Source organism: Aliagarivorans taiwanensis DSM 22990, assembly GCF_000429505.1.
In the GTDB taxonomy this organism is placed as follows: domain Bacteria; phylum Pseudomonadota; class Gammaproteobacteria; order Enterobacterales; family Celerinatantimonadaceae; genus Aliagarivorans; species Aliagarivorans taiwanensis.
Window position 1 is genome coordinate 40,247 of the sequence record NZ_AUBZ01000017.1, and the last position, 21,203, is coordinate 61,449.

A 21,203-nucleotide genomic window follows, 5' to 3' on the forward strand; every position below is an offset into this window, starting at 1 on the left:
GGGCTTTTTCGTTTACAGGGAAGTTTATGTCTGAATTATCAAAACCAAGTCTGGGCCTGTCTCAATGGTCCTTTCATCGCGCCATTCTTGGCGATAGCCGCAGCGACTACGAGTGGTTTCTGCGCACCCTTCACTCGGCAAGCCCCGAGCGCATCTTACGTGGTGAACTCGCCCCTGAGCAGGTGTTGCAATACGCCGTGCAGCTTGGCGTTCGCTGTATCGATCCGGTCAATATTCTGTTCTTTTCTCGGGTTCAGGATCATCAATGGTTGGCGCAGTGGCGGCATGACGCTCATCGCCAAGGCATCACATTTAGCTGTCTGATGTGTGATGAGCTCGGCTTGCTGGGCGCGCGCAACCGGGCCGAGCGACAACAAGCGATTGCCCGCCACCTTCCCTGGCTGGAGGCCGCTCAGCGCCTTGGCTGCAACATTTTACGGGTTAACGCCTATGGTGAGGGCAGTTATCTGCAGCAGCTCAATCAGTGCAGTGAGAGCCTTAAAGAGTTGGCCGATTACGCCGCTGGGCTTGGGCTGCAGTTGGTGGTGGAAAATCATGGCCATCCCACCGGAAATGGCGCGTGGTTGGCGATGCTGATTGAGGCCTGTGAGCGGGATAATCTGGGGGTATACCTGGATTTCGATAACTTCTGCATGGGCGGCTGGAACCTCGACCCAGAGCGTCGCTACGACCGCTATCAGGGCTGTATTGACCTTGCCCCTTACACGCTGGGTGTGAGTGCGAAATCCTATGCGTTTGACCCACAGGGGCGTGAAACCCGCATCGACTATCAGCGCTGCCTGGATATCTTGGTCGATCACGAATTCTCTGGGGTGATAGCGGCCGAGTATGAAGGGGAGGCGGATGATGAACTGGGCGGTACTCGGGCAACCTTAGATCTGCTGAAAAGCCTGCTGTGAGCCCAGAAATGCCGCTGATCTGCCAATGACCCATCGTATCCGCTAAAGGAAAACCATGATCAACTTCACAATCGAAACGTTTTGGTTGATTTTTAATGAACCTTTAAACTGGGCTTAAATCCCTTGATATCATTGGGTTTGTGTTGATCTTGCTGATGAAAACCTGTTTTTAAAGATGGGTTCCTTATCTGAAATGTGATCAATGATCGTAACGTTACCATTTTTAATTGTTAGTATTCTCCTGCAGTTAGCGTTTGGACAATATAACAAAGAGATGGCGCTGGCTAGCTAGGGAATGAAACTTACTAATAACGTTAAGATGGAATGATATGAAAAAGAATCTACTCGCGAATAGCATTTTGGTTGCACTGGCGTTTTCTGCAGGCTCAGCCGCTGCCATGTCGACTGACTTCAGCATGCACGGCTACGTAAAAAGTGGCGTACTGATGACCAAAGACGGAACCCGCGGTAAAGCGCTGGCTCCACTGACCTACGGTAAGTGGCGTCTGGGTAACGAACAGAACACCAAAATCGAGCTGCTACCAACCATTACCATGACCACCGACGACGGCGTGATCGCCCGTGTTCGTGCCAATATTACCCACGAGACGGATTGTACTGCCGACTGGAACTGTATGGGCGAGAACGGCACCCAGTGGCGAGAAGGCTACGTGGAGCTGGAAAACCTCAGCTTTGCTCCTGGCTCGGTATTCTGGGCAGGCCGTCGCTACAGCTCTAGTAACGCCTCTAACCACCAGTATGACTGGGAGTACATTCAATACAACGGTACCGGTGGTGGTGTAGACAAAGTTGATCTTGGCTTTGCCCGTTTGGATGTGGGCTTGTACGCCTTCTCGCCTGACAACGCCGGTGACGAGGCCTGGGTACCAGAAGATGGCACCAAGATTGGTTACTCGGAAGACTACTCACTGAACGTATGGCTCAAAGACATCGCGGGTGCCGGTCTGGATCTACAAGTGACTGCGCACACCATGGAAAAAGCTGGCTGGCGTCCAGAGCAAGCGGAAAGCGGCTTGGGCTTCACTGGTGTGTATAACTTCGATGGTTTCTACAACCTGGCGAACGGCTACTCACGTGCGGTATTCCAGTATGGCCAAGGCCTGGCTGCAGGTGACTCCTTGGGTAAAAACGGCTGGGGCTATGCTAACAGCAAGGGCACCAAGTCATGGCGCTTCGTGCTAGATGGCATGGCCAGCTTCGGTGCGTGGGATGTATCAACCTTCGCCTTCTACCAAGACGACAGCGACTACGCACCATGGCAAAACGCGGCTAAGGGCGAGGGTGAAGACCGCTCTTTGTGGGCTGTTGGCGTGCGTCCTTACCACCAGATCAGCAACAACTTCGCGATGCAGTACGAGCTGGGCTACGAGTACCTCGATACCGAGAGCTCTGACACTAGCGGCGGCATGGTGAAAGCGACTATCGCACCAACCTTGACCTTCTCGCAAGGCTTCTGGGGCCGTCCACAAATCCGCTTCTTTGCCACCTACGCCAAGTGGGACAAAGAAATCAATGGCCGTCTGGATGAGAGCTACAGCCGCGATGGCAACACTGACACGCTGAACTTCGGTGTTCAGGGTGAGGTGTGGTTCTAAGCAACCTTCGTTAAGCCTATTGGGGAGCTTTGGCTCCCCTTTTCCCCTTTGTAGAAAGGAGTTGCCGATGAGGATCACCACTCAGATTATCGTTGCCTTTGTAACGATTCTCGGGTTGTTCGTACTATCCAGTGTCGCTGCAATTTATCAAGTTTCCTCCGGCAGCCAGACGGTCAATCAACTGGTATCACAAAGTTCGCAGGTTGAGCGTGCCTCCGGACAACTTCGCAATCAGTTGTCTGCTTATCAACAGTCTGTACTCGCGCTATTGCAAAGCCATCAGCTAGCCCAGCAAAACGAATTCCAAGCCAGGCAAAGCGAGCTGCTCAGCGAGTTGCAGCAGCTGGCCGATGACCCGGTGCTTAGCCCTTACTTTGAGCAACAGGGCGCAGTGATTCAACAGCAAGTCCGCCAGCTTAGCGTGCTCAACCAAGATGTCGCCACTGCCCACTTCGACGGCCTGCGCCAGCAGCAGCAAACCATTGAGCTGCGCGACGAGCTGATGAACTTGGTGGCCAGTGCCAATACTGCCCTGGAGCGGGTCAGCAATCGCTATGTGCGCGACGATTACTATCTGCGCAAGCAGCTCGAAGAGTATCTGATGCTGCGTGATGGGCTCCTTACCAATACCACTCGGGCTTTCTTCGCCCAGCATAGCCAGCAGGTTAGTCATCTCAAAAACGTGATTGAGTCAGGTCAGGACAACTACCTGGATATGTTTGAGATCTTGATGGAAGACATTCCTCCACTGACCGGCGAGCTCGATCTGCAGCATGCCGAAGAGCAGTTCCGCGCGTTGCTGTTTGGCGAGAACAGCCTTCCCAGCCAACTGCTGGAGCATGCACAAAACCGCGAACGCATCGCCCAGGATCTGGAGCTGCAAAGCCAGCTGCTGTCGGCCATCGATAGCCAGGTGCGCGCGATGAGCCACGCGGCACAGCAAAATATGCAAGCCAACAGCGATCAGGTGCGAAGCAGCTTTGCCTTAGTGCTCAAGGGACAATTGGCAGTGATCGCATTCTGTGTGTTGTTGGTGGCGGGTATTGGCTATTACCTGCGGTCGCAGATTATGGCGCCGCTAAATTACTGCCTCAAAGCCATGGGCCTGTTGGCCAAGGGCGACTTTAGCCAAAACATCACCACTCGCTGGCCTCAGGAGTTTGCCCACCTCACCGAGCAGCTCGAGCAGGTGATCCAAACCAACGGCGATCTGTTCGACAAGATTAAGCGCCACAGTGAAGAGATCTATCAGGCCTCGCTAGAGACGGCCAAGCAGACCACCAGTGTCAAACAGGTGGGGGACCAGCAGCTCGACGCGGTCTCTACCATTGCCAGCGCGGTCTGCGAGCTGGAGCAAACCAGCCGCCATGTACAAACCTTAACTCAGCAGCACCTGACCAACAGTCAACAGATCAGCGCAGGCTCCAATACCGCCATGGAGGCAATGCAGCTATCTCACCAAAGTAACCAACAGCTCCAGCAACGGGTCGCCGAGAGCACTCAGGTTATTGCCGAAGTCTCGACCCACAGCCATGAGATCTCCGGGATCTTGGAGGTCATCGAAAACATCGCCAGCCAAACCAACCTGCTTGCGCTGAACGCAGCCATTGAAGCAGCGCGTGCCGGCGAGCTGGGGCGTGGTTTTGCGGTGGTCGCCGATGAAGTACGCGAGTTGGCGGGGCGCACCGCCCGGGCCACGGCAGAAATCCAAGAGATGATTCAGCAGCTACAAACCGCGTCGCAGCGAGCGGTTAGCAGCATGGACAAATGCAGCGAGAACATGGCGCAGAACTTTCGCTATGTAGAGAGCAGCAAGCAGAGCATGGAGCAGATCAGTCAGCAGATTCAGCTGCAAGAGCAAGAGATGAACCAGATTGCGCTGTCCTCGGAAGAGCAGCATCGCGCTTGCGCCGATATCTCCACCTCGCTGGAGGGGATCACCAGTGCCTTTACCCAAGGTAATACCACCTCTGCCGAGGTGGCCAGGCAAAGCCAGCTTTTGGCCGAGCAAACCCTGGAACAGCAATCCGAATTAGAACTTATCAAAACCCGGGCCGTGGCCTGACAACATTTATGGAGTAAACAATGCTAGAGATTCAAGGTGTGCAGCAACACTACGACTGGGGTGGCCGTTGCTACATTCCGATGCTACTGGACTTGCCGGAGGCCTCTGCTCAGCCAGTGGCGGAGCTGTGGTTTGGCGATCACCCAAGCGGTGATGCGCGCATTGCTGGCGACCACGCTTTTTCGGCGTGGCTAAAAGACTCGCCGGTAGAGCGCTTAGGGCAGGATTCGGTGGCGCGTTTTGGCCAACGTTTGCCTTATCTGTTAAAAGTGCTGGATGTGCGTCAGCCGTTGTCCATTCAGGTGCATCCATCCCTCAAGCAGGCCAAACAGGGCTTTGCCAGCGAGCGGGTACAAGATCTGCCCGCTGAACAGTGTAATTACAAGGACGACAACCACAAACCAGAGCTGATGTTAGCGCTGTCCGACTTTTGGCTGTTACACGGTTTGAAACGTCCTGAGCAGCTCGCGCTCATCTTCGATGACAACCCAAGCCTGAAGCGCTTGGAGAGCGTTTGGCAACACACGGACAACGCGGGCCTGGTGCAGCACTGCTTTTCGCTCAATGCCGATGAACTGGCTGAGGTGCTAGAGCCGATCATCGAGCGCCATTTGGCGAGTTATCTGGCGCGCGAGCTGCCTAAATCGAGCCCCTATTTCTGGCTCTGTCGGGCCTACCTACGCGCCCAGCAATCGGGGCAAGGCTTAGAAGCAGGGCTGCTGATGGTGCTGTTTCTGAACTTGGTGTATGTGGCGCCGGGGCAGGTGATCTTCCAAGATGCCGGTATTCCCCACGCCTATCTGGAAGGGCAGAACATTGAGCTGATGGCCAACTCTGATAACGTGCTGCGCGCTGGCCTCACCAGCAAGCGGGTGGATGTCAACGAGTTGCTCAAAGTAGCCGATTTCTCCGCCGCTGAAGCGACGCCGATTGAGCCGATCGAGCTGGCTGATGGCGGTTTGGACTTTCCGGTGCCAGTGGATGACTTCCAGCTGATTGCCTATCAGCTCGAACCAGGTCAGCAGCTGGTGCTGGAAGCGGCTGAGAGTGGTAGCGTGTGGTTCTTACTCTCCGGTGAGCTTAGCCTGCAGCAGCAAAGTAAGTTGTGGCGTGAGGGCGAGGCCTACTATCAGCTTCCGGGTGAAAAGTCGCTGGTAAGTGCCCACTCATGCTGCAAGCTTTATCGAGCCAAGGCCAAGACCGAGTAAATTCAAGGGGATACTATGAAAACTCTCACCCATATCGTGGTTGCCAGTGGATTGGCGTTAAGTGGCAACCTGTATGCCGAGCCCTTGGCTGAACAACTGCTGCAGTGCAGTCAGGTGACCAGCCATATCGCTCGGCTTGAGTGCTATGACAATCTGGCCTCGAACTTGACGACTACCGCAGCGGCGGGAGCAGGAGCAAGGCCAGGGCAAGGGCGCGACACCGTCGCGGCGAGTGCAGTGGTCACTGAGCCGGTCGATAACGCCAGTGACAAGCAGGACGCCAGCGATATTGTGGCGAGCGTGCTTGGACTGAGTGATGCAGAGCCAAGCGGTGAGATTATTCAGCAGCAAGGCGCATGGACCGTGCAACAGCAAGCGCGGGACGGGCAGGCGCCGTCGCTGCTGTTCTCCGCGCCACTTAACCAAGCGCGCTCCAGTGCCAGCCCCGCAACCAAGCTGCAGCTTCGCTGCGAGGACGATCAGGCGAGCCTATCGATTAACTGGCGAGTGCACCTTGGGACCGATATCTATGTGACTAGCGGCAGTGCCGACAGCCGCGGTAAGCGCGAGAATTGGCGAGTGGCCGCCGACGAGCGCACCACGATTTACCCAAAATTTAATCAAGGCAAGCTGGCGGCTTTGCTGGCGATGGATCAGTATAAGGCGCAAACCCGCGCCCGCGCCGATGGCGTATTGGTGGCCATCTTCGATATCGATGGCCTGTCAGATCTGCTTGATCAGTTCCCGGGCCGCTGTGGGCTGGGTTAGCTCAAGGCTGCGTGTCACTGCCATAAAAAAGGACTGGTTTGCGCCGGTCCTTTTTTATGGGATGCGCTGCAGAATGGAAGAAGCGTTTAGCAATCTTGCTTCAATAGCTATCAAAAGCCCCATTCCCCGCTAATACTTGATTGAGCTGTTGCGACTGTTAATTGCCTGTCGCTACAGCATGCACGATATGTTTTGAGTCTCTGTCGTTGAGCTGGTCTCCCAAACCAGCCCAGTAGTTTTAGGGGATGACCTTTCCGCTTTTTTCGCTACAACACAATCTTCGAGCGAATCTAGCGGAAGTTCACACGTGCCATTGCGCACAATGTAACTACGGAGGACGTTCATGAAAAAAGTGCAGGTTTCACCTTATAAAACCGGTCTGGACGAGGGAAACGCCTATTGGATGGCACGCCTGTCCAAAGAGGTTTATCGCAAGGTTTCCGAGGGCAACGCCATTCCCGATGAAGACAAGATCTTGGCGTCCCTCAAGGCCGACGACCCCAAGTTTTGCAGCGTGTTTGGGGTGGATAAGAACAGTGCCCAAGCGGCGCTAATCGAGCACGAAGACTACCTATGCATGGCGTTTCGCGGCACCGATGAAACCCTCGATTGGTTAGATAACCTCAATGCCTTTGCCACCAAGCAGTTGTTTGGCGAGTTTCATCGCGGCTTTTGGCATTCGGTGGAGGATGTGTGGCTGCCCATCTTTGACAAGTACCAACGGCTACTGGCCCAGCGCAAGCGTCCGCTGTTTATTACCGGACATAGCCTGGGCGGCGCCATGGCGACAATCGCCGCCGCCAAGCTGGTGCACGAAGACAAGCCCTTTACCAGCGTTTACACCTTCGGTCAGCCGCGCGCGCTGACCCGCGACACCGCGCAGTTCTTCAATGTGGAGTGCAAGTCTCGCTTTTTTCGGTTTCACAACAACAACGACATCGTTACCCGCGTGCCGGCCAGGGTAATGGGTTACAGTCACGTGGGCAGTTATCTGTATATCACCGAAGAGAAACAGATCCATCAAGAAGTGGGCTTCTGGTTCAAGTTTGTCGACTACTTCGATGGCGCGATGAGCGCGCTAAAAGAGAAGGGCTTTGATGGTGTGGAAGACCACGACATTGATCGCTATTTAGAAGCGGTGGAGGCTTGGGAGCTGAACTAGCCAGATGCGCTGTGACGAATAAATAGAGAGACAAAAAAGGATCTGGGGCTCTACCTCAGATCCTTTCCTCGTTTAAGCGCCAGGACTTAGGCCGCAGCAAGCTGCTGCTGGCTTTTCAGCGCCGCATAGCCGACACCAGTAACCAGCGTACCCGCAACAATCGCACCCAGATACAGCAGAACTGGACTAATCGCATTGGGGATAAGCAGCACAAACAAGCCGCCGTGCGGAGCCAGTAGCTCTGCGCCGATTAGCATGCTGAGCGCGCCAGTTAATGCGCCGCCGGCCATACAGGCTGGGATAACTCGCATCGGGTCTTTCGCGGCAAACGGGATCGCACCTTCAGAGATAAAGCACCAACCCAGCGCAAATGAGGCCTTACCGGCTTCGCGCTCGCTGTCGCTAAACTTGGCTTTGGCGATAAAGGTCGCGACGCCCATGCCCAACGCTGGCACCATGCCTGCCGCCATCACTGCTGCCATCGGCTCATAGGTTTGGCTGCCGAGCAGGCCCACACCGAAGGTATAAGCGGCTTTGTTCACTGGGCCGCCCATGTCGAAGCACATCATCGCGCCGAGCAGGATGCCTAGCAAGATGGCGTTGGCATCGCCCATGTTGTTGAGGAAGGTGGTCAGGCCGTCCATCACCGAGGCGACGGGCTTGCCGATGATGTAGATCATCACCAAGCCGCTGACCAGGGTTGCCAGGAAGGGCACGATCAAGATCGGCTTCAAGGCCTCCATGGAGCTGGGGAGCTTGATGTTATCGACCATCCATTTGGCTAAGTAACCGGCCAGGAAGCCAGAGAGGATCCCGCCGAGGAAACCCGCGCCAATGCTGCTGGCTAGCATACCGCCCACCAAGCCGGGTGCCAGACCCGGGCGATCGGCAATCGAGTAGGCGATGTAGCCCGACAGTACCGGTACCATCAAGGCAAAGGCCGACGCGCCACCGATGCTCATCAGCGCGGCGGCCAAAGTGCCCTCTTGTTGGAAGGCCTCGATACCAAACACAAACGACAGCGCAATACACAAACCACCAGCGACCACCAAGGGCAGCATATGCGATACCCCGGTCATCAAATGCTTGTAGACGCCGGTTTTCTCCTGCTTGCTATCGCTGGGTTGACTGGTGTTGCCCTGATGCTGATACACGCTGGCTTGTTGCGTGGCGGCGGCAAGGGTCTCTTGGGTCTTCTTCAAGGCGTTGCCGGTGGAGGTTTTGTACACGCGCTTGCCGTCGAAGCGGGCCATGTCTACCTCGATATCGGCGGCAATAATCACCAAATCTGCGGCGGCGATCTCTTGCTCGCTCAGGGTATTCTTAGCGCCCACTGAGCCACGGGTTTCAATCTTGATCTGATGACCTTGCTTGCTGGCGCCTTCCTCCAGCGCTTCGGCTGCCATAAAGGTATGGGCAACCCCGGTTGGGCAGGCGGTAATGCCCACGATATTTAGCGCATCGCCAGAGTTGCTTGGCTGAGTTGTTGGCATCTCGCTAGCTGCGGGCGCGCTGGCGGTAAAGGGGGCGAGCTTGCTAAGCGCATCGCCCAAGAAGGCTTTCGGGTTGGCCAGCAGTTCGCTCATCTCCGCCACATAGACCTGTTTGCCGTTAAAGCGCTGCAGTTCCAGTTGGTTGCGAATGCTGGTATCGGCCACCACAATCACCTTATCGACGGTAGCCAGTTGCTTTCCGTCAATCAAGCTGTTGCTGTCTAAGCTGCTGTGGCATTCCAGCACGATATTATGGTCTTGTTCCTTGGCTGCTCGTGTCAGCAGTTTCGCGGCCAACAGACTGTTGGCTACACCGCTCGGGCAAGCTGTTACGATGAGGGTAGTCATAGTCTTATCCTTCTGTTTTGCTTAATTTGCTGAATGTGGTGTTGTCCAGAGTGGCTTGCAGCTTGTGCTGCGGCGGCACGCCAACGCCAACCTGGCTGACTGCTAGCGCGGAAAGCGCGGTGGCAAAGCGTAACTGCTCGGCCTCAACGTGGCCTTGGCTCAGCCCCCAGCAGAAACCAGCGACAAAGGTATCGCCTGCACCCACGGTGCTCACCACTTGCATCAGTGGCGGCTGTGCTTGATACCAGTTGCCTTGATGCAGCCACAGCACGCCTTGTTCTCCGCGGGAGATAACCACGTGGGCAATCCCGAGAGCTGCCAGCCGCTCGCCTTGTGCCTGAATCGCTGCGATATTCTCGAGCGGTTGACCACACCATTGTTCCAATTCTTCCTGGTTGGGCTTGACCATGTAGGGGCCAGCCTGCAGCGCCTCCGTGAGCGCCTCCCGTGAACTGTCGACCAGTACCTTGGCGCCGGCCTGTTTGAGCTTGCTAACCAGCTGGCCAAACTGCGCCGGGCTTACCCCCGGCGGCAGACTACCGGCCATCACCACCCAAGGGTGGGTGTCAACCAGACTCAGTAGCTTGGCTTCTAAGGCTTGCAGCGCTTGTGCGTCGATGGGCATACCCGGGAAGTTAACATCGGTGACCTGCTGCGAGGCTTCTACCAGCTTAACGTTGGTGCGGGTCGCGCCGGGAACACGGATAAAGTGATCCTCGACCTCCAGTTGCTTGAACAGCTCTTCGAACGCCGAGGCATTGTCGAGCCCAAGAAAGCCGCTGACGCTGACATTAGCGCCCAGCTCCGCCAACACTTTCGCAACATTGACCCCTTTCCCGGCGGCGTGCAGGCTGGCGTAATCCACCAGATTCACGCTGCCGCGGCTTAGCTGCTCCAGCGTGCCGGTAAGGTCCAGTGCGGGGTTGAGGGTGACGCAGAGAATACGTTGAGCAGTCATTAGCCTTCTCCCAAGCCGCTATCAATGGCGGCGCCAATGGCGGCTAAGGCATCTTGTGCGTCGGGGCCATCGGCGGTGAACTGCAGGCGATGTTGGGCTTTTACGCCGAGGGTCATCACCTTCATCAGGCTCTTGGCGTTGACCGCTTTGCCTTCGCCATCGAGATTGCTCACGCTGATCTTGCTGGTGAATTTCTTGGCCTCGGCTACCAGCAGGGCGCCGGGACGGGCGTGCAGGCCATGGGCGTTGCGGATCTGGAACACTTGGGTGTTGCCATCGGCAGTGTCGGCGGCGGGGCTTTCCTCAGCCAACCCTTCCTGACCTAATAAGGTCTCAACCAGCGCTTGTGGCGCTAGCTGATGTAGTTGCGCTAAGTCGCCGTTAAAGCACAGCTCGGCGAGCTGCTCGAGTAGGGCATCGCAGCTACGATTAGCGATCGCCAATGACAGCAACACCCGCATCGGTTGTGGGCTGTCTGCGTCGATGGCGGTGTCGGGCCGAATCACCGCAAGCGCTGACTTGCGGGCGCTGCTCTGCAGTTGGCTCAGCCATACGCCTTCGCCCAGATAGCTCTGCTGCGCACTTGCCGCTTCGCTCACCGCAGCACCGGTGACCAGTCCATGATTTTTCAGCAGGCCTGCAGCCAGTACCCGCGCTTGCAGCGCATCGCTAATGGGTAAGTTATCCAGCACCAGTTGCTGGTTAAAATCGATCGCTAACTGAGTTTCGCCATTGAGCAGGGCCAAGACAGCGTTGGTGCTATCGGCTTGTTTTAATGCCTGCTCAACGCCATCGGCACTGAGTACCCGGGTGAGTTGCTTGAGGATGGCCAGATGCTCATCTGATTTGGCGGCAATGCCAACGGCCAGATAAACGGTATTGCCATCGCCCCAATCCACGCCTTCGGCAAAGTGGTGCACGCTCACGCCGGTTTGCTTAACTTGGTCGCGGGTATCGGTGGTGCCGTGGGGGATTGCGATGCCGCTACCCAAGTAGGTAGAGGTTTGCGCTTCACGCGCCAGCATCCCCTCGACATATCCGGCAGCAACATTGCCAGACTGTTGCAGTGAGGCGGCCAGTTGGCGGATAGCCTGCTGTTTGTCGCTGGCCTGTTGGCCAAGCTGAATATTGTGTTCCTGTAAATCTAACATCGGAGTCTCAACCTTTTTGGGGCGGTCTGCATGGCGTCTGAGCCTGCTACTTCGGCCGCTGTGTTCACTGTTTTCCCGCCGTGTTTTGCCTGGTCTTTACTGTTATGCGCGTTTCGCTGATTGCCATCTTCAACTTACTTTACCTTTAAGCTGAAACGATTCAGCAGGCTGCGCTAAAAAAAGCCGTGATGGTTAAGGTCAGGGCTAAACATAAGGGATAATGACAGGCTGAACCGTTTCAGCTAATATTGCAAATTGCTTGGAAAAGAACTTTCCGCTTAAGTGATCCTGTTCACATTTGATCGCCGAAAAGGATCGTTTCAGCGGCGAGGAGTAGAGATGAAACTGGATGAAATCGCCAAGCTGGCGGGGGTGTCAAAAACCACTGCTAGCTACGTTATCAATGGCAAGGCTGACAAGTATCGGATAAGCCAGAAAACCCGCGACAAGGTGATGGCGGTGGTGGAGGCGCATGGCTTCCAGCCCAATCATGCCGCCAGTGCCTTACGCGCCGGGGTAAGCAAAACCTTTGGCTTAATCGTGCCGGACTTGGAGAACAGCTCCTACGCTAAACTGGCCAAGCTGATGGAGCGGGATGCCCGGGCTCAGGGCTACCATATGCTGATTTCTTGCAGCGATGATCTACCCGACAACGAGCGTGAAGTGGCAAACAGCCTGATCTCCCGGCGTATCGATGCCTTGATTGTTGCGTCCTGCCTGCCCGGTGACGATCCCTTTTATCTAAACATTCAACAGCAGGGCGTGCCGGTTATTGCGGTGGACCGGATGTTTAACGATGAGCATTTTGCCTCGGTGATCAGTGAAGACTTTGAAGGCGCACTGGCACTGACCAACAGCTTGCTGGAGCAAGGCTGCAGCTCGCTGGGATTGATCGGTGCGGTGCCCACATTAGTGGTTTCGCGGCAACGGGAGCAGGGCTTCACCGCGGCTACCTCCAAGTATCCGGGCGTTGCAGTGCTGCAAGGCTACGGTGAGCGATTTAGCCGCGAGCAAGGCGCGCGCTTGGTGGAGCAGTGGCTGGCGGCCGATCAACTGCCGCAGGGGCTGGTGGTAACCTCATACATCTTGTTTGAAGGGGTGCTGGATTGCTTGAGTCGTCATCCAGATGTGCTTAGCCGGGTCAAGATAGCCACCTTCGGTGATCACCGCCTGCTGGATATGTTGCCGATTAAGGTGCAATCGCTACCGCAGCAGTTTGAGCTGTTGGCCAGTCAGGCGATTGCGCTAGCGTTTGCCGCCGCCCGTGGCGATTATCAAAGCGGAGTTGAGGTAGTGCCAAGAAAGCTGGTTACTCGTGGGTAAGGGCGGTTGTACGAGATAGCCGGAGAGGTGAGCAGGGCAAGCCGGCAGCGTGCCCTGTGTTGGTGGCTTAGTAGTCTAGATCGTCGATATAGACATCAATCTCAGCGGATGCCACACCATTGCCAGCGTATAGCTCCAGACCAAAGGCTTGCACGTCCTCAAGCGCTGTATCGGGTTGCCAGCTAATGCTATGCCATTGATTATCCTCTAGGCTGATCCACTCACCGCTTTGGTAATCCCATCCAGCTCCGGTTTGAGCAAACAGTTTGCCGCCGCTGATCCCGGCCGCGATGGCCTGCTCGGACAAGCGCACCGTCATCGACAACGCGCTCAGACTTTGCTGACTCGCTTCTTGAATATACAGTACGATTTTCTTCTCGCCGCTAGCCTCATCGAATCGGGCCAGCAGGGCAGTGCTGGCATCGCTGCCTTGGCCCTCGCTTAGCGACAACGCGCCGCTGCCGCCAGACCACGATATTGCAGATAACACCGCGGGTACAGCATCGAGACCCTCAAAGTCGAAGCGCACTTGTGGCTCCGGCTCACTTGGTCCGCTATCAGACTGCTCTGCGGCAATCTGCACATCGTCGATGTAGACACTACCATCGCTGATGGCGGCGGATTGCTCTCCGGCATAGAATTGCAGGCCCAGCTCTTGTAGCGATTCAATCGGGCTATCTGGGATCCACACAATCGGGTTCCAGCTATCACCTTTCAAGCTGATGTCAGCGGTGCTGCTCCAGGTCCAGCTGCTACCCGCTTTGGCATAGGCTTTGGCTATGTTCAGGCCGCTGTCGACCAAAGACTGTGGAACCCATACCTGGGCACTAAGGCTGGCCATCTTGGCTTCGGTGGGCATCGGCAGGCTCAGGTAGACTTTCTTCTCGCCGGCATCTTCGCTGAAGTTCAGCGCCAGAGAATAATCTCCAACAAGACTGACTTGATCAGAAATGGAGAGCGCTCCGGCAGCGCCGGTATTAGAGCTGGCGGCAAAACCGAACGGCAGCTGCCCATCTGCGAAATCAAAGCTTAGGCTTTGCTCTGGGTCACTGGGTTCATTCCCCGAGACAGCGCGGATACAATCGAACACCGACTCCCGGTAGTTGGCGTTGGCCCACTGCCAAGGGAACCCGCCGGCATAGCCGTTGCTCTCGAGTCGCGGGCACAGCTCGGCCAGTCCTACCTCATCACCAAAGAAATCATGAACCCCGGGTTTGTAGGCTTGATCGGTTGCGAAGAACTCACCCAGTACCACCGGTTTATCTAGCTCCCAATAGCTGGCCATGTGGTGATAGGGCGACCACGCGCCTTCTTTTTGCATATCGTCGTAGTAGTGAGGCGCATAGAAATCCAAGGGCGCGTCTTCACCGCCAAGGTTGATCATCCGCTCGTCGGAGTAGTAGTTGTTACCACCAAAGCCATCGGTGTTATACAGGCCAAGGGATTTTGGCCCAGTCGTGACCAAGATCTCCTCACCGAGTTCGTCGGCGCGCTGGTGGATCGCTGCGCTAAACAGTGCGGTGGTGGTGTGAATATCATTGATAGCAGGCACTAGCGAGCCGGGGAGTGACTCACGGTCGATAAACCATTGCTCGGTCATATTTTCCGGTTCATTGAACAGGTCGATGGCAATCAACGCCGGGTGACCGGCGGTTTGCTCGATTAAGGGCAGCAAGAAGTTGTCGATATAGCTCTGTCGAGTTTGGGCTTCGCTGAGGATCGCGTAGTTGCGCTCCGCCACTGCATCCACCCCTTGCTGGGTGATGGCCAACATATCGAACGACCATAGGCAGGGCATCAGGTACACCCCTTTCGCCTGCGCCAGATCGAGCGCCCGCTTGATATCATCGATTACCGCTTGCTGGCTGGTTGCATCGGCAACTAACTGACTGTTCTCGTCCCAGATAGGGCTTGCGCTGCCGTTAACATGCACCCACCAGCGCAGGCTATTGCCACCGGCCGCGACCAGCTGATCGAGTATGTGATTAAAGGTGGTTTCATCCAGTCCTTGACCAAAGTCTTGCGCGAAGCTTAGCCACGCGATGTTCGCACCATTGAGGTAGACCTGTTTCCCTTGGTACTCCAGGTAGTTCACGCTACTGCCATTTCCCGATGGCGGTACGTAGCGTTCTTCGTTCTGCGAGTCTCCGGAAGAGGAGCCGCAGGCTGATAGGGCAAGCGTAAGCGCCAGCAAACCCGCTGGTTGTAACCAAGGACGACCATATCCTTTCATTGTTATTCTCCGTGTGGATAGTTAAGTGGCTTACTGCTGTCTATAAAACAGACGCATGGGCATGCTAACGAGCTTTTCACTCCAGTGAAATGGCAACGTTACGATTTCGTGATCTGGCTCTTTGCTGTGACTGGAGGCGCGTGAGCGGATTACTGAACGAGGTTTTGTAGTGTTGGGAGCGGTTTTTGTGACCTGAATAACGATTTCTCCAATAATAAATCGCAACGTTACGAATTTTGGTGCTAGTCTTATTACGAGTCTGTTTTTCTTGCCAGATACAGGTTCACGCTTTTCAGTTTTGAAAGCATCCTTTTATCCTTTCCTTAAATGGGTTTTTTAACGCCGCGCATCTCCTGCGCGGTTTTTTTTGCCTACTTTCCAATGTATGGCACAATTGTTTGAGCCTGCTCCAGTGTTTAATTGTCATGGTTAGTTTCGGCCCTGCGCAGTGCAGCCAAGCTGAATGGTTTGTCATGTCAGAAGTTCAGGATCTTAACAGAGCGATTGCCGGATATTTAGAGTGGCACGGTGTTTTAAGCTTTTATAAGCTTATCGGGCGGATGAGGCTCAAAGGGGTTGAACACACTGCTGGAAAAGTTGCTACTTTCGAGGAACCTTAACTCAAAAACTTAGGCGTGTTGTTGGTAAATATTGAATGTGAAGTCAATAATCGAGGATATGTCAGCCGCTACCAGATTCGTTCCGTTACCTCGTCAAGAGCGCGATAGCTCAAGATAATGCAGTCTCATAGGGTTAGGTTGCACAGTTCGACATGACTCTAAACGCCATCAAATGCAGAGTTACACAAGATAGCTAGGAAATTCTTAATACTCGGGTAAAACAGCAAGTTAAGTGTTTGATTTGATTGAGGGCATAAACTGCTACTTGGTAGCTCTTTACTTTGTAAGTCACTGTTTTATAAGCGTTATGGTTTTTCCGTTGAGTCATGGCCAGACGCCAATCCTGTGCGAAGGTCTTCTCATCCAGATAGTTGTTCCACTCATAGAAATCTGAGGAACGGATTGGGTTGCCGCCAAAGCGCAGCTCAGGGTCTGGCTAGAAGGGCTCAACCGTTGGGGTGTAGTTGGAGGTATTGGTCACGAAACCGGCGACACTGTTCCAGCCGGTATCGCTGCTCTCAATCACATCGCCAATCAGCGTGATTGCCTCGGCAAAGTTATCCGACCAACCCAGCCAACCCGAGTGGGCGATATCCAGATAAGCATAGACGTTGTCCAGCTTACCCAGTTCGTTGAGGGTGTGGCGAATACCGTCGCGATAGCCGCCCGGGCCATTGGCCTCGGCGCAGTCAGGTTCGTTGAGGTTGGTCACCAGGTTAGGCAGTGAATCGACCTCGACAATAGCCACGATGCGCAGATTGGCGTATTTCGGATCGGAGATAATCTCCATGATCGGCGCAATATACTCATCTTGGTAGCGGGCCAAGCCATCTTCGCTGATCCGCAGCTCGCCGTTGGAGGCTAGCGCCGCGCAGTCGCGGTTGGGCAGATCGTATACCACAAACATAAGCATCCCAGCTTGCTGGGCCAGCGCCTCATCGAGGTGGCCACGTAGGCCAATGCCGTCGGTGATCGCGCCGATGCGGTCCATCCATACCGCGGTGTTGTAACCGGCTATCAGCTCGCCATTAGGCTCTGCGGCGGCCTTGGCCGACCATAGCGGATCGACGTAGTACTTAACGCCGACGAAGGGATTATCGACTCGCTCTGCGATATCGCCCACCAAGATATTTACCACCGAGCTGGCGCTGGCTTCGCCATCGCTCACCGTGAGTGTGGCTTGGTAGCTGCCCTCTGCGGTGTAGGTATGGCTTGGATAGAGCCCAACGGCGCTATCCAAGCCAAAGTCCCAGCTATAGCTAAGATTTTCTGGGCCATTATCGGGGTCGTATGAGCCGGAGCCATCGAAGTTCACCTCGATCGGGGCTGGGCCCTGCGTTGGGGTAGCGCTCGCCGCTGCGATGGGGGCTTCGTTGCCAATGGCGGTGATGGATACGCTGGCTGAGCCCGCTGCGCCGCCTTCATCAGTTACGGTGACGGTTGCCACAAACGTGCCAGCACCTTGGTAGGTGTGGCTGACCATGTCGCCTTGGCCAAGGTTGCCGTCGCCAAAGTCCCAACTAAAGCTGAGCCCGGCGTAGCTACCATCGGGGTCTTCAGAGGCAGTGGCATCAAACATCACGGTAAGCGGCGCATCGCCGGAAGTGACATCGGCGCTGACTGCAGCAACCGGCGCTTGATTGGCAGGCGCGCACACATCGCCGCTTACTTCCGGTATCTCGGCGCTAGCTGTGCCTTTGGTACCGGTGAAGCCAAAGCTGACGCTGCCGCCGACCGGGATATTGTCGTTCCAGCTCACGCCACTGGCGCTGTAGGGGTTGCTTCCTGATAGTGAGACGTTCCAGCTGCTGTTGATGCGATCAACGCCCTGATAGGCCCAGCTGATGTCCCAGCCACTAATGGCAGTGTCGCCATCGTTGGTGATCACGATTTCGGCGGCGAAGCCGGAGTTCCATTGGTTGGAGATAAGGTACTCGCAGGTCGCTGCCTGGGCCGAGCCGAGTGACATCAGCCACAGGCCTCCTCCCACACAAGCGCAGCAAGTACGCCGTAGCGTGCTTAGGTTACGCGTATTACTTTCCATAATTTGCCCTCGTAATATTCCTTTAATTCAGCACACAGCGCGCGCTACCGGTTTTAATCGCAGTGGCGAATGCCTGTGCGATGGGGGAGGCGCGCGTGCTGTGTATTGGTGCTTTGGGCGTTGCCAGAGCAGAGGGAGGGCCTTAGTTTGCCGCTGATGGGCAAATTGCCTTGGTGGCCTTCAACACATGCTCAGTGCAGCCTTTGGCGCCTGTTCGCTCTGCGGATGGTGATAGCAGTAGCAGTAGCAGAAGGGGCTTGGCTGACAGCGCGTTGCTTGACGACCAGATAGAGTCGGCAACCGCCCTCTATCGAAAACCAAGTTAGCGTTGCTTCAAGTAATTACTGATATAAAGCTCACTGTCTATGTCGGAAGAAACAAACAGATAGCTGCTATTGATAAAAAAATTAATTCATTGAGGGGAAAAATGAAACTTTCAGTGGCAGTTTCCTGCAGCGGAAAAAACCTGTGATCTTAGGCAGGCTGGTACTATCTGTTGTGATGGAGGGGGAAGTACTCGATTAGCCAAGTATTTGCCTGACAACCTCCGGCAGCACCAAAAACAGAAACATGCTTCCCAAAACAATGTTGATCGCGAGTGTAACTGCTAAGCCTTTGTTCTCGAGGATGTCGAGCTGGATATGCTGGAGGCGCTCAATACCGCTGAGTTCTTTGTTGCGTAGAGTTTTAACTACCCGTTTAGCAAAGTGCCAAGTCTTTGCGTTTAGTGCCCTGTTGAGTCTGTCATTTGCTCTGTTGTACCTGACCATCGTTATTCCTCTAACTCGTTGTTTTTATTATGCCATAGCAACATCACTTTGCTATCGCAGATTAGTCAAGACGTGAGACTAGCCAGTTGTTTGGTGAGTCGTTCGCAGAGTGCGAAGCCATTTGGGTGCGAAAGGGGAGGGTGCGAAAGAGGAGGGTGGGGAAAGCTGAGAGATAAAAATGTAAGGGCGTTAGCCGCAGGTAGAAAGAAAACTCCCGCCAACGGCAACCACCGTTAACGGGAGGATAGCGCTGTTACAGGCCCTTAAAGCTCACCGCAGGCTCCAGAGAGGCAAGCTGGGCGAGCGATAGCACCGCGATGCCGTTGTCTTCGGCAATCTGCGCGCCATGCTGGAAGCTCTTTTCAATCACAATGCCCAGACCGGCCAAGGTGACGCCAGCTTGCTGACAGATCTCCTGCATGCCCAGCACGGCTTGGCCGTGGGCCAGGAAGTCATCGACAAACAGCACCCGCTCGTTGGGGCTAAAGTGGCGGCTATCCATGGTGAGGGTGTACTGGGTGTTCTTGGTAAAGCTTTTTACCTCGGTGCTTAGCAGCTCGGCGTTGTCCAAGATGGTGGCGGCTTTTTTGCCCACCACTAAGGGCAGCTCCATCGCCAAGGCCACCAAGGTGGCAATGGCGATACCACCAGCTTCGATGGTGACGATCTTATCGATCTGCTTACCCCGATAGTGCTCGGCGATGGCCGTGGCACACCAGTTCAGCAGCTGTACGTCAATCTGGCGGCTGATAAAAGCGCTCACATCCAAAGCTGCCGCGCTTTTCACCACACCCTTGTCGAGAATGGCCTGCTCCAGCGGGTTTAGCGCCCGCGTCGCTGTATCTTGTTGTTGGTATTGCATAGCGTTCTTTTTATTGCAGCCTTACAGCATAACCAGGTAGCCGATGAAGATCAGCGACAGGCCGTAGATCAGAGGGTGAACCTGCTTGCCTTTACCGGCGGCCAACATGGCGAAGGCGTAGCTGATAAAGCCCATCGCCATACCGTTGGCTGGAGAGAAGCTCAGTACGGTAAACATCACGGTAAAGAAGGCGGCGATGCGCGACTCTTTCTGGTCCCACTTGATCTGGCCCAAGCGGCCAATCATGTACACGCCCACGGTGATCATCGCTGGCGCCACAATGGCAGTGCTAAACATTGAGAAGATCGGGTAGAGGAACAGCGATACCAGGAACAACGCCGCTACGGTAACCGCAGCCAGACCGGTCTTCGCGCCTTGGGCCGAGGCAATGCCCGACTCCGAGAAGGCTGTCACCGAGGTGGTGCCTAACACGGTGCCCACTACGGTGCCGCCAGCGTCAGCAATCAGCGCTGAGCGAGCGTTCGGCACCTTGCCGTCTTTGTCGATAATGCCCGCGTCGCGGCCTACACCAACGATGGTAGACAGGCCGTCGAAGAAGTCGACGATAAAGAAGATGATCACCACGAACAGCAGATCAAACAGCTTCTCAGCGGTCATATGGCTGAAGTTGAAGATCTGACCGAAGCCCGCTGCCATGCTCGGTGGCGCTGATACCAGCTGCTCGGGGAAGGCGGCGTTGCTGGTGCCCATAAACAGGTCGGCCAGAACGGTCAGTACCATTGAGCAGATAAATGCGATAAAGGTGGCCAGCTTGATATCACGCACCATGCAGCCTAGCGCGACAAACAAGCTGATGTAAGCAATCGCCACTTGTGGCTGCAACACATCGCCCATGCTCACCAGAATAAACGGATTGGCGACGATAATGCCGGCGTTTTTCAGGCCAAGGAAGGCGATGAACATACCCAGCGAGGCTGTAATCGCTAGCTTAAGGTCTTCTGGGATCGACTCGATCATGGTCTTGCGGATTTTGGTCATCGAGAAAATCAGGTACACCACACCAGAGAGGAAGATGCCAAACAGCGCTTCGTGCCATAGTAGGGCAACCGAGCCCGAGAACAGCAGGCCTTTAAAGAAGCCGTTCATGCTCATCCCCGGCGCCAGCATCACCGGATAGTTGCCAAACACACCCATCACAAAGGTGGCGAAGGCGGCTGCCAGCGCCGTTGCGGTGAAGATAGCGCCGCCATCCATACCCGGAATATCACCCAGAATGGCTGGGTTAACTGCCAGGATGTAGCTCATGGCCAGGAAGGTAAGAAAGCCCGCATATAGCTCGGTGCTAATGGTGCTTCGACGTTCACTGATTTTGAAGGTGGCATCCAGTACAGCGCGGAAGCCAGTCGGTTTGGACAGTGTGGTTGCAGTAGTCACGGTCAGCCTGATTATCGATAGTTAAAGGGATCACTTGAGCTGGACATCAACGGATGTACATCTACCCCATTAGCATCAGAACGGTGAAATTCAGGCATTAGGCAGGTGAGGACTGTAGTCGCAGGATTCGGTCCCGCGGTAGAAACTTCCGGTCCAGATTACCGGTGATATACAGCTCAAAACTTGGTCGCGGATTATAACCATGTGGTCAGAAACTTCAATAATGCGCGCTCTTATCTGACCAAAGATTGGCAAAGTATTGATGTT

Annotated in this window: 14 protein-coding genes and 1 riboswitch; of the genes, 7 read left to right on the forward strand and 7 right to left on the reverse strand. The window is 55.2% G+C overall.

The window, feature by feature from the left end; all coding sequences use genetic code 11:
* The first annotated feature begins 26 nt into the window (after positions 1–26).
* The 6 genes from G462_RS22300 to G462_RS0109300 all read left to right on the forward strand — a co-directional run bounded on the left by G462_RS22300 (position 27) and on the right by G462_RS0109300 (position 7,739).
* Positions 27–920 carry a sugar phosphate isomerase/epimerase family protein gene (locus G462_RS22300; RefSeq protein ID WP_026958753.1) on the forward strand — a complete coding sequence of 298 codons (894 nt, stop codon included), beginning with the start codon at positions 27–29 and terminating at the stop codon, positions 918–920.
* Between the two features lie 329 nt (positions 921–1,249).
* A complete protein-coding gene (locus tag G462_RS0109280; protein ID WP_026958754.1) occupies positions 1,250–2,536 on the forward strand; it encodes a carbohydrate porin in 1,287 nt (428 codons plus the stop codon).
* 67 nt (positions 2,537–2,603) lie between these two features.
* Positions 2,604–4,601 (forward strand): methyl-accepting chemotaxis protein, encoded by a 1,998-nt coding sequence (locus G462_RS0109285; protein WP_026958755.1) that lies wholly within the window; start codon positions 2,604–2,606, stop codon positions 4,599–4,601.
* Positions 4,602–4,621: 20 nt separating this feature from the next.
* Entirely contained in the window at positions 4,622–5,809 is a 1,188-nt protein-coding gene (manA, locus tag G462_RS0109290) for a mannose-6-phosphate isomerase, class I (RefSeq protein ID WP_026958756.1), read from the forward strand.
* Between the two features lie 15 nt (positions 5,810–5,824).
* Positions 5,825–6,577, forward strand: coding sequence for a type VI secretion system-associated protein TagO (locus G462_RS0109295; RefSeq protein ID WP_026958757.1), 753 nt, complete (start codon positions 5,825–5,827; stop codon positions 6,575–6,577).
* Between the two features lie 343 nt (positions 6,578–6,920).
* Entirely contained in the window at positions 6,921–7,739 is an 819-nt protein-coding gene (locus G462_RS0109300; protein WP_026958758.1) for a lipase family protein, read from the forward strand.
* A gap of 86 nt (positions 7,740–7,825) precedes the next feature.
* Here G462_RS0109300 and fruA read toward each other — a convergent pair whose 3' ends face one another.
* From fruA to fruB, 3 genes are read right to left on the reverse strand one after another with little or no spacing between them, the layout of a single operon-like run.
* On the reverse strand, positions 7,826–9,580 hold the full coding sequence (gene fruA / locus G462_RS0109305) for a PTS fructose transporter subunit IIBC (protein WP_026958759.1): 1,755 nt from the start codon (positions 9,578–9,580) through the stop codon (positions 7,826–7,828).
* Positions 9,581–9,584: 4 nt separating this feature from the next.
* Positions 9,585–10,538 (reverse strand): 1-phosphofructokinase, encoded by a 954-nt coding sequence (pfkB, locus tag G462_RS0109310; RefSeq protein WP_026958760.1) that lies wholly within the window; start codon positions 10,536–10,538, stop codon positions 9,585–9,587.
* Complete coding sequence (gene fruB, locus G462_RS0109315) at positions 10,538–11,689, reverse strand: fused PTS fructose transporter subunit IIA/HPr protein (RefSeq protein WP_026958761.1); 1,152 nt, start codon at positions 11,687–11,689, stop codon at positions 10,538–10,540. The genes pfkB and fruB overlap by 1 nt, the downstream gene beginning before the upstream one ends.
* A gap of 339 nt (positions 11,690–12,028) precedes the next feature.
* Between fruB and cra the strand changes: the two genes are divergently transcribed.
* Positions 12,029–13,012, forward strand: a complete 984-nt coding sequence (cra, locus tag G462_RS0109320; RefSeq protein ID WP_026958762.1) for a catabolite repressor/activator — start codon at positions 12,029–12,031, stop codon at positions 13,010–13,012.
* A gap of 67 nt (positions 13,013–13,079) precedes the next feature.
* Here the strand turns inward: cra and G462_RS23905 are convergent, their stop codons facing one another.
* The 4 genes from G462_RS23905 to G462_RS0109350 all read right to left on the reverse strand — a co-directional run bounded on the left by G462_RS23905 (position 13,080) and on the right by G462_RS0109350 (position 20,936).
* Complete coding sequence (locus tag G462_RS23905) at positions 13,080–15,245, reverse strand: cellulase family glycosylhydrolase (protein WP_051326647.1); 2,166 nt, start codon at positions 15,243–15,245, stop codon at positions 13,080–13,082.
* Between the two features lie 1,056 nt (positions 15,246–16,301).
* Positions 16,302–17,909, reverse strand: coding sequence for a glycoside hydrolase family 6 protein (locus G462_RS24765; RefSeq protein ID WP_211234205.1), 1,608 nt, complete (start codon positions 17,907–17,909; stop codon positions 16,302–16,304).
* A 1,023-nt stretch (positions 17,910–18,932) separates the two neighbouring features.
* Positions 18,933–19,541, reverse strand: coding sequence for a xanthine phosphoribosyltransferase (locus tag G462_RS0109345; RefSeq protein ID WP_051326648.1), 609 nt, complete (start codon positions 19,539–19,541; stop codon positions 18,933–18,935).
* A 21-nt stretch (positions 19,542–19,562) separates the two neighbouring features.
* Complete coding sequence (locus G462_RS0109350) at positions 19,563–20,936, reverse strand: NCS2 family permease (protein WP_026958766.1); 1,374 nt, start codon at positions 20,934–20,936, stop codon at positions 19,563–19,565.
* A 95-nt stretch (positions 20,937–21,031) separates the two neighbouring features.
* A riboswitch (purine riboswitch) is annotated at positions 21,032–21,131 on the reverse strand.
* Between the last annotated feature and the right edge of the window lie 72 nt (positions 21,132–21,203).